Below are 8,897 nucleotides of genomic sequence, written 5' to 3' on the forward strand. Positions count from 1 at the left end.
GGGCGGCAAGGCCGCCCCCGGCTCGTCGCCCGCGCGGTCGTCGCGGCCCTCGAAGAAGGACGATGACACCGAGACCGTCACCGGCCGCAACTCGGTGCTCGAGGCGCTGCGCGCCAAGATCCCGGCGACGGCGTTCTACATCGCGCAGCGGGTCGAGATGGACGACCGCGTCAAAGAGATGCTGTCGATCGCGACGCACCGTGAGATCCCGGTGCTCGAGGTCACCCGTCCCGAGCTCGACCGCATGGCCGGTTTCGACGGCGTGCACCAGGGTGTCGCGCTCAAGGTCCCGCCGTACGAGTACGCCCACCCGCAGGATCTGCTGGAGCGGGTCGTCGACAGCGGCCAGACGCCGTTGCTCGTGGCGCTGGACGGCGTGACCGACCCGCGCAACCTCGGCGCCATCATCCGCTCGACGGCGGCGTTCGGCGGACAGGGCGTCATCGTTCCGCAGCGCCGATCGGCGAGCGTCAACTCCGCCGCGTGGAAGACCAGCGCCGGCGCGGCCGCACGCATCCCCGTGGCGATCGCGGCCAACCTCACCTCGATGCTCAAGGAGTTCAAGAAGCAGGGCGTGTTCGTCCTCGGCCTCGACGGAGGCGGCGACGTGTCGCTTCCGTCGCTCGAGCTCGCCGACCGCCCCGTCCTGATCGTCGTCGGGTCGGAGGGCAAGGGGCTCTCGCGCCTGGTCACCGAGACGTGCGACCAGATCGTGTCGATCCCGATCTCGGCGTCGACCGAGTCGCTGAACGCCGGGATCGCGGCATCCGTCGCCCTCTATCAGGTGTCCACGATGCGCTCAGGGAGCTGACGACTCGGACGGCGAGGACGCATTCGCGGGAATGAATGCGTCGCGCGCGCCCTTTATGCCTCGAGGAACGTCGTCCACCGTCGAAAGGGAGAGCATGGCTCGCATCGCCGTCATCGGAGGGACCGGGTACGCCGGTCGTCACATCGTCGAAGAGGCGGTGAACCGAGGGCACAGCGTGCTCGCCATCGCACGCCGCATCCCCAGCGAGCGGTTGCCGGGCGCGACGTACATCGAAGGCTCGCTGACCGATGTGCCCGACCTGCTGGCGCAGCTGCAGGGCGTCGACGCGGTCGTCTCCGCGGTGGCACCGCGCGGCGACATGGCGGGCCTCGTGCGCCCGAACCTCATCGCACTGATCTCGCTGCTTCCCGACGACGTGCGTGTCGGCGTGATCGGCGGGGCAGGTGGCAGCCTCATCGCGCCGGGTGGCGAGCGGCTCGTCGACCAGCCTTCGTTCACCGAGGAGTACAAGCCCGAGTCCATGGAGGCGATCGGCATCCTGGAGGACCTGCAGTCAGGTCCGGCCGACCGCGACTGGTTCTACATCCACCCCGCCGGCGGCTTCGGCGCGTTCCATCCCGGCGAGCGCACCGGCACGTACCGCGACGGCGGCGACGTGCTCGTCACCGACGAGAACGGCGACTCGTTCATCTCGGGCGCCGACTTCGCGATCGCGGTGCTCGACGAGATCGAGAACCCGAAGCACTCGCGAGAGCGTTTCACCGTCGGGTACTGACGACCGCGCGTCGCGATAGGGCGGATCAGACGAGGTCGCGCCAGTCGAGCTCGACGTCCTCGTCGTCGATGATCGGGCTGCTGCCGGTGAGGACCGGCAGCGACACCGTCTCGGTCGACGGGCCCATGAGGGTCGCCTCGTCGCGGCGGTGGCGCAGCACGTCGTCGATGTAGCTCGACAGGGCCTCGGCGAGGGGCACCGACTTGCCCTTGCCCTGGGAGAGGTACCAGCGGTGCTCCAGGAGCTGGTGGAAGACCTCGGCGGGCTCGAGCTTCGCGCGGAGGTCCCACGGGATCGCCTTCACCACGGGCTCGAAGACGCGCGTCAGCCACTCGTGGGCCGCCATGTCCTCGTCCTCGAAGCGCGAGATCCGCGCCCGGAACTCGTCGAGGTCGTTCAGCAGGCGTCGGGCCTGATTCTCTTCGACGTCCAGCCCGGTCAGCCGCAGCAGACGGCGCTGGTGGTGGCCGGCGTCGACGACCTTCGGCTGGATCGAGACGCGGGTGCCGTCGGCGGTCGCCTGGATCGACATCTCGCCGATGTCGAAACCCAGGGCGTTGAGGCGCTGCACGCGCTCGGTGAGGCGCCATGCCTCGTCGGCGCGGAACGTCTCTCTGTCGGTGAGCGCCGCCCACAAGGAGTGGTACGACGACACGATGCCGTCGGCGATCGCGATGGCATCGACACCGCCCTCGAGGCGGCCGCCGGCCTCGAGGTCCATGATCTCTCCCGCGATGTTCGTGCGGGCGACGTCGAGGTCGTGCGCGCGCTGGCCGGGCGTGAGCCCGCTCTCGTGCAGCTCGCCGGTCTCGGCGTCGACCAGGTAGGCCGCGAACGCGCCGGCGTCGCGCCGGAAGAGCGTGTTCGACAGCGACACGTCGCCCCAGAAGAAGCCGACGTTGTGCAGCCGCACCAGCAGCGCCGCCAGCGCGTCGACCAGACGCGTCGCGGTGTCGGGGCGCAGCACCTGCGTGAACAGCGCGCGGTAGGGGAGCGAGAACTTCAGGTGCGCGGTGACCAGCGCTGCGGGAAGGTGCTCGCCCGAGGCATCCGTGCGTCCGGCGATCACGGCGACCCTTTCGACGCACGGGGCATCCAGGCGCGCGAGGTTGCCGAGCATGTCGTACTCGCGGCGCGCCATCGCCTCGGTCGTCTCCTTGATGGCGACGACGCGGCCGGAGAGGTTGGCGAAGCGCACGAGGTGACGCGAGATGCCCTTGGGAAGGTACACGATGTGGCTCGAGGGCCACTCCGCCAGCGGCGTCGACCAGGGCAGCGTCAGCAGGCCCGGGTCCACGCTGCTGGCGGTGATGCTCAAGGCGTCGGGCACGGGAACTCCGCAGATTCAGGGGGTGGAAAGCGCGACGGCGCGGGGGGAGTCTCTCCCGCCCGCGCCGTCGCGTAGGAACCGCTTACGCCGAGGCGATCGCCTTGTCGGTGAGGCGCTCGCCGGACTCGAGGTCGAACACGTGCACGTGTCCGGGAACCGGAGCCAGCGTGACCTTGTCGCCCGCGAGCGGGTGGCGGCGGCCGTCGACGCGCGCGACGATGTCGGTGCGCTTGCCGTTGACGTCGGTGTGGCCGTACAGGTAGCCGTCCGCGCCGAGCTCCTCGACGAGGTCGACGACGACCTGAAGGCCCCTGCCGTCTTCGGGGGCGACCTGGATGTCTTCCGGACGCACGCCGATGGTGACCTCCGAACCGTGCGCCTTGCCGAGCGTGTCGGCCTCGACGCCGACGACGCTGTCGCCGAACTGGACGCCGCCCTCGGCGATGTGCGCCGGGAACAGGTTCATCGCAGGCGAGCCGATGAAGCCGGCGACGAAGACGTTGTTCGGCTTCTCGTACAGGTCGCGCGGCGTGCCGACCTGCTGGAGGAGGCCGTCCTTGAGGACCGCGATGCGATCGCCCATGGTGAGCGCCTCGGTCTGGTCGTGCGTGACGTAGACGGTGGTGACGCCGAGGCGCCGCTGCAGCGAGGCGATCTGGGTGCGCGTCTGGACGCGGAGCTTGGCGTCGAGGTTCGACAGCGGCTCGTCCATGAGGAACACCTGGGGCTGGCGGACGATGGCGCGGCCCATGGCGACACGCTGACGCTGACCGCCCGAGAGCGCCTTCGGCTTGCGGGTGAGGTATTCCTCCAGGTCGAGCAGCTTCGCCGCCTCGAGCACGCGGGCGGCGCGCTCCTCTTTGCCGACGCCGGCGATCTTGAGCGCGAAGCCCATGTTCTCGGCGACCGTCATGTGCGGGTACAGCGCGTAGTTCTGGAACACCATCGCGATGTCGCGGTCCTTCGGCGGGACGTCGGTGACGTCGCGATCGCCGATCAGGATGCGGCCGGCGTTGACCTCTTCAAGACCGGCCAGCATGCGCAGAGACGTGGACTTGCCACAGCCCGACGGGCCGACGAGCACGAGGAACTCGCCATCGTTGACCTCGAGGTTGAGCTTGTCCACAGCGGGGCGCGTGCCCCCGGGATACAGGCGGGTTGCGTTGTCGAACGTGACGGACGCCATGTTCTCTTCTCCTTCACCGGCAGGTACGTGCCGGACGATCCGTAGTGATGGAATGAGCGGGGGCTCTCCCGCGCGCCCTCCGTCGGGCACAGGAACAGTATGACACGGCGTGCGCGGAGGTTGCGTCTGGGCATTTCCCAGGGTGGCTGGCTAGCATCGACAACGTCCGCCTTCCCGTGCGGACTCCGCCGGAGGACCGGCCCCCTTCCGTCCCGAGAGGTTCCATGTCGAGCGACGAGTCACACAACGCCGCTGCCAGCGAGCGCCGCGACGCCGTGCGTGAGAAGGCGCAGCAGGTGCAGGCGCGTCAGTCGCGCGCCCGGCTGATCCGCCGCACGACTCTGGGTGCAGCGGTCATCGCGGTCGTCGCGGTCATCGCCGTCGTCGTCACCTGGACGGTCTCGTCGAGCGCGTCGAAGCCCCTCATGAGCCCTGAGAACGTCGTCGACGACGGCTTCATGGTCACCGGCGTCACCGGCGTCGGAATCACCTCCGAGGGGAGCGAGGCAAACGGCTCGGTGCAGGGGGGACAGACGCCGACGCCGACCGCCGCGCCGGCCGAGCCCTCACCCACGCCGACGCCGACCGACACCCCGGCGGTCGACATCCGCGTCTACGTCGACTACCTGTCGACGGGTTCCCGAGACTTCCAGGTCGCCAACGTCAAGCAGCTCACCGAGTGGGTCAACGAGGACGCGGCGATGCTGACGTACTACCCGGTGGCGATGCTCACCGCCAAGTCCAATGGCACCAAGTACTCGCTCCGCGCCGCCGCAGCCTCGGCCTGCGTGGCGCAGCACGCCCCCGACTACTTCTTCGCGTTCAACCAGGCGCTGCTGACGCAGCAGCCCGAGGTCGACTCCGACGGCTACACCGACAGCGAGCTCGCTGCCCTCGCGATCGCGACGGGCCTCGACGGCGCCAAGGTCGTGCGTTCGTGCATCGAGGAGCAGTCGTACACCTCGTGGGCCAAGCTCGCCACCGAGCGCGCCCTGCAGGAGCTGCCCGACACCGACGGCATGGCGCTCACCGGCACGCCGATGGTGCTGGTGAACGGGACCCAGTACGTCGGGAAGCTCGACGACCCCAAGGAGTTCGCGCAGTTCGTGCTCACAGTCGCCAGCGACGCGTACTACAAGGCGAGCCCGACGCCGACGCCCACCCCGACCCCCTGATCGGAAGTCGAGCGGAGCGCCGGTAGACTGGGCGCCCTGCCGACTTGGCGCAATTGGTAGCGCACCTAACTTGTAATTAGGGGGTTACGGGTTCGAGTCCCGTAGTCGGCTCCATGTCTGCAGCGCGCCGCGCGGGCGCACGCTCACCCGGCCGGCTCGAACGTGATCGTCACCGGTGTCGCCCCGGACGACCGGTCGAACACGAGCGTTCCGGTCACCGTGGCGGCTGTGCCCGTCGACGGGCCGATCGAGGCGGTGAACGTCTCGCCTTCGCCGGAGCGATTGAACTCGCCGAGCTCGCCCTCCAACGGGTCGAGCTCGGAGGCATCCCAGCCGAAGTCCGGCGCGAGCGCACGGAGGTAGTCGAGCGCGCCCGACCAGCCGCGCACGACATCGGGGCGCAGGGTGAGCGCCACGAGCCGGTCGCCCTCCGCGACCGCGGTGAGCGACGCGATGTCGTCGAGCGCATGCACCTCGTCGCCGACGGCGATGAGCGCCCGCACCGGGCGGCGGAAATCGGCGGACTTCTCGCCGTCAACGGGCAGCCCCAGCTCTGTCGCCGACAGCCCGCCCTCGCCCACGCGCACGCGCACGACGCCCTCGACGTTGACGTAGTCGAACCCGGCGTCGGTCAGCATGCTGGAGCCGTCCGACGCCTTCTGATCGGCGGACGCAGCCGGGTTCTCCTGCGTCCACCACGACTCCTGGATCGCGAGCGACGCGATCACGACGGCGCCGATCACGACGGCGAGGACCGTGGCGGGAAGCCAGGTGAGCAGCGTGCGCGTGCGAGCGGAGATGGCCACGTTCCAGCGTAACCGCGTCCGGTTCCGGGGCCGTGTCCGCGCAGGGCAGGATGGGATGGGTGACCGCCCCGCGCATTCCCGCAGCCCTCGCCCTCGGCGGCGCGGTGGCGATCGGCGTGATGACGGCCGTGCAGGCCCGCATCAACGGCCAGCTCGGGGTGCACCTCGATGACGGCTTCGTGGCCGCGGTGATCTCCTTCGGCTCGGGCCTGGTGATCCTCATCGTCCTCTCGGCCGCGTTCCCGGCCGGCCGTGCCGGCTTCGCGCGCCTGGTCGAAGGCATCCGGGAGCGGCGGATTCCCTGGTGGATGCTGGCAGGCGGGGCGGCGGGAGCCCTCACGGTCGCCACACAGGGCCTCGCGGTCGGGCTCATCGGCGTCTCGCTGTTCACGGTGGGCGTCGTGGCCGGCCAGACCGTGAGCGGACTGCTGCTCGACCGCGCCGGATTCGGTCCCGCCGGAATCGTGGCGGTGACGGTGCCGCGGCTGATCGGAGGCGCCCTGGCGCTGGTCGCAGTGAGCCTGGCCGTCGCGGGCGACGGACTCGCGGGCGTGCCGCTGTGGATGGCCGTACTGCCGGTGCTCGCCGGCGCTGGAATCGCGTGGCAGCAGGCGACGAACGGACGACTTCGCCAGCGCGTGCAGACGCCCCTCACCGCGACGCTCGTCAACTTCGCCGGCGGCACGATCCTGCTCGCGATCGCCGCCGTCGTCCACGTCGGCCTCGTCGGTGCGCCACGCCCGCTTCCCGCCGATCCGTGGCTTTACCTCGGCGGCGCGATCGGGGTCGTCTACATCGCGCTGGGTACGGCCATCGTGCGGGACACCGGGGTGCTGCTGCTCGGCCTCGGAGCGGTCGTGGGGCAGCTGTGCGCGTCTGTCCTGATCGACGCCGTGTGGCCGACGCCGACGGGCCCGGGGCTCGTCCAGGAGCTCGCGATGGTCACCATCGCGCTGCTGTCGGTCGTGGTGGCTGCGGTGCCGTGGCGGCGGCGGCGGGCGCGCTGACGCTCAGGCCTTGCTGGACTTCTTCGGCTGCGGCATCCGTGAGAGCACCGTGCCGGCGTCGAGCGGCTTGCGGTGGCCGGCCCGCTCCCGCGCCGGCTTGCCGCCGACGTAGAGCCAGCCCAGCAGCTCCTCGTTCTTCTCGAGCCCGTGCGCCTTGGCGACGGCCCTCGACCGCGTGTAGTGCCCGGTGCGCCAGATGACGCCCCAGCCGGCCTCATCGAGCAGCAGGCTCAGCGTATGCGCGACGCCCGAGGCCACCGCCTCCTGCTCCCAGCGCGGCACCTTGCCGCTCTTGCGGTAGCTGGCGACGACCGCGAGGAGCAGCGGCGCGCGCAGCGGCTTCGACGACGCGCCCTTCTCGCCCTCGGCCTTCGCGATGGCCCTGCCCAGGCGTTCACGGTCCGTGCCACGCAGCTCGATGAGGCGCCAGGGTCGCAGCGACGAGTGGTCGGCGACGCGCCCGGCCGCCGACACGAGCTCCAACAGCTCCTCGTGGCTCGGCGCCTCGTCGGTCACCTTCGACCACGACCGCCGCGCGCGCACCGCCTCGAGCGCTGGGCCGCCGGGCCGGACCCCTGCGCGCGACTCCGCGACGGTGTGCGAAGGGAGCGTGGGCGCGGTCATCACGCCTGATCCGGCGCGGCCTCGCCCGGCGTCTTGTCGCCGGGCGCGAACTGCAGCGACAGCGAGTTCATGCAGTAGCGGTCGCCGGTGGGGGTGCCGAACCCGTCGGGGAAGACGTGCCCCAGGTGCGAGCCGCAGTTCGCGCAGCGCACCTCGGTGCGCACCATTCCGTGGCTGTTGTCTTCGATCAGCTCGACCGCGTCGGCGCGGATCGACTCGTAGAAGCTCGGCCACCCGCAGTGCGAGTCGAACTTCGTGCCGCTGCGGAAGAGCTCGGCGCCGCATGCGGCGCACGCATACAGGCCCGCGCGGTCCTCGTCGAGCAGCTCACCGGTCCAGGGGCGCTCGGTGCCGGCCTGTCGCAGCACCGCGTACTGCTCGGGCGTGAGCTCGGCGCGCCACTGCTCGTCGGTCTTGTCGACGGCGTACGTCATGGGTCCTCCTCGGTTCCTACCATTCAACCCCAGTCCCAGGTGCCCGGCTCCCGTCCCGCTGGACGTTCGCTCTGAACGGGGTCGTGCCGCGCGGTCGCGGACTGCGGCAGGATGGCGGGATGCGCGAGACGGATGCTGCGGCTGCGGAGTCGGTGGCACAGCGGTACGACCGCTTCGCCCGGGACGAGGCGCCGGGCCGCTCCGCCCTCTATGAGGAGTGGGCGCACGGGGTCGCCGCGGACGCCGGGGTCGCGGCCATCCTGGCCCGCATCCCCGAGAACCGGCGCCAGCCCCCGCTCGTGTTCGCGGTGACCCGCATGCTGGGTGCCCCCGAGAGTCGCTTCGAGGTGTGGGCGGACTGGCTCGGGGCCCACGCCGACGACGTCGTGGCCGAGGCATCCGTCCGTCGCGTGCAGACCAACGAGCCCCAGCGCTGCGCGGTGCTGCTGACCGCGCTCGCCACGGTGGAGGGACCGATCGCGATGCTCGAGGTCGGCGCGAGCGCGGGGCTGTGCCTGTACCCGGACCGGTACTCGTACCGCTTCCGCGGACCCTCCGGCATGCAGTCGTTGGATCCGGTCGACGGTCCCTCCGCGGTCGTGCTCGAGTGCGAGGTCCGGGGTGATCCGCCCCTGCGGATGCCTGACATCGTGTGGCGCGCGGGCGTCGACCTCGAGCCGCTGGACGCCGCCGACGACGATGACCGGCGCTTCCTCACGAGCCTGGTGTGGCCGGGCGAGGCGGGTCGGGTCGAACGCATCGAGGCGGCACTCGAGGTGGTCGCCGAG

Annotated in this window: 10 protein-coding genes and 1 tRNA gene; 6 read left to right on the top strand and 5 right to left on the bottom strand. The window is 70.9% G+C overall.

Annotated features, from left to right (window positions below; genetic code table 11):
- Both rlmB and EIO58_RS08100 read left to right on the top strand, forming a co-directional pair.
- On the top strand, positions 1-811 hold an 811-nt coding region (gene rlmB, locus EIO58_RS08095), incomplete at its 5' end, for a 23S rRNA (guanosine(2251)-2'-O)-methyltransferase RlmB (RefSeq protein ID WP_164861590.1).
- Positions 812-905: 94 nt separating this feature from the next.
- Complete coding sequence (locus EIO58_RS08100) at positions 906-1,547, top strand: NAD(P)-dependent oxidoreductase (RefSeq protein ID WP_127819099.1); 642 nt, start codon at positions 906-908, stop codon at positions 1,545-1,547.
- Between the two features lie 25 nt (positions 1,548-1,572).
- Here EIO58_RS08100 and EIO58_RS08105 read toward each other — a convergent pair whose 3' ends face one another.
- Both EIO58_RS08105 and EIO58_RS08110 read right to left on the bottom strand, forming a co-directional pair.
- On the bottom strand, positions 1,573-2,877 hold the full coding sequence (locus EIO58_RS08105; RefSeq protein WP_127819100.1) for a DUF4032 domain-containing protein: 1,305 nt from the start codon (positions 2,875-2,877) through the stop codon (positions 1,573-1,575).
- Between the two features lie 82 nt (positions 2,878-2,959).
- Complete coding sequence (locus EIO58_RS08110) at positions 2,960-4,063, bottom strand: ABC transporter ATP-binding protein (RefSeq protein ID WP_127819101.1); 1,104 nt, start codon at positions 4,061-4,063, stop codon at positions 2,960-2,962.
- 224 nt (positions 4,064-4,287) lie between these two features.
- On the opposite strand from EIO58_RS08110, the gene EIO58_RS08115 reads away from it, so the two are divergent.
- Together EIO58_RS08115 and EIO58_RS08120 are read left to right on the top strand one after the other, a co-directional pair.
- Positions 4,288-5,238, top strand: coding sequence for a DsbA family protein (locus EIO58_RS08115; RefSeq protein WP_127819102.1), 951 nt, complete (start codon positions 4,288-4,290; stop codon positions 5,236-5,238).
- Positions 5,239-5,276: 38 nt separating this feature from the next.
- Positions 5,277-5,352: transfer RNA gene (locus tag EIO58_RS08120), tRNA-Thr, on the top strand.
- 29 nt (positions 5,353-5,381) lie between these two features.
- Here the strand turns inward: EIO58_RS08120 and EIO58_RS08125 are convergent.
- On the bottom strand, positions 5,382-6,044 hold the full coding sequence (locus EIO58_RS08125) for a hypothetical protein (protein WP_127819103.1): 663 nt from the start codon (positions 6,042-6,044) through the stop codon (positions 5,382-5,384).
- Between the two features lie 50 nt (positions 6,045-6,094).
- On the opposite strand from EIO58_RS08125, the gene EIO58_RS08130 reads away from it, so the two are divergent.
- A complete protein-coding gene (locus EIO58_RS08130) occupies positions 6,095-7,051 on the top strand; it encodes a DMT family transporter (protein ID WP_127819104.1) in 957 nt (318 codons plus the stop codon).
- Positions 7,052-7,054: 3 nt separating this feature from the next.
- Here EIO58_RS08130 and EIO58_RS08135 read toward each other — a convergent pair whose 3' ends face one another.
- Positions 7,055-7,675: a nitroreductase family protein gene (locus tag EIO58_RS08135; protein WP_127819105.1), complete on the bottom strand. Its 621-nt coding sequence runs from the start codon at positions 7,673-7,675 to the stop codon at positions 7,055-7,057.
- Positions 7,675-8,109, bottom strand: coding sequence for a peptide-methionine (R)-S-oxide reductase MsrB (gene msrB, locus EIO58_RS08140; protein WP_127819106.1), 435 nt, complete (start codon positions 8,107-8,109; stop codon positions 7,675-7,677). The genes EIO58_RS08135 and msrB overlap by 1 nt, the downstream gene beginning before the upstream one ends.
- Positions 8,110-8,228: 119 nt before the next feature.
- On the opposite strand from msrB, the gene EIO58_RS08145 reads away from it, so the two are divergent.
- A partial coding sequence (locus EIO58_RS08145) for a DUF2332 family protein (protein WP_127819107.1) occupies positions 8,229-8,897 on the top strand: 669 nt, incomplete at its 3' end.

This window comes from Microbacterium sp. CPCC 204701 (assembly GCF_004010105.1).
Taxonomy (GTDB): Bacteria; Actinomycetota; Actinomycetes; order Actinomycetales; family Microbacteriaceae; genus Microbacterium.

What these genes read in the sequence shown, in the direction of transcription:
- EIO58_RS08100 (WP_127819099.1), top strand. Translation starts at nt 906, where the DNA reads ATGGCTCGCATCGCCGTCATCGGAGGGACCGGGTACGCCGGTCGTCAC.
- EIO58_RS08110 (WP_127819101.1), bottom strand. Translation starts at nt 4,063, where the DNA reads ATGGCGTCCGTCACGTTCGACAACGCAACCCGCCTGTATCCCGGGGGC.
- EIO58_RS08115 (WP_127819102.1), top strand. Translation starts at nt 4,288, where the DNA reads ATGTCGAGCGACGAGTCACACAACGCCGCTGCCAGCGAGCGCCGCGAC.
- EIO58_RS08130 (WP_127819104.1), top strand. Translation starts at nt 6,095, where the DNA reads ATGGGATGGGTGACCGCCCCGCGCATTCCCGCAGCCCTCGCCCTCGGC.
- EIO58_RS08135 (WP_127819105.1), bottom strand. Translation starts at nt 7,675, where the DNA reads ATGACCGCGCCCACGCTCCCTTCGCACACCGTCGCGGAGTCGCGCGCA.
- msrB (WP_127819106.1), bottom strand. Translation starts at nt 8,109, where the DNA reads ATGACGTACGCCGTCGACAAGACCGACGAGCAGTGGCGCGCCGAGCTC.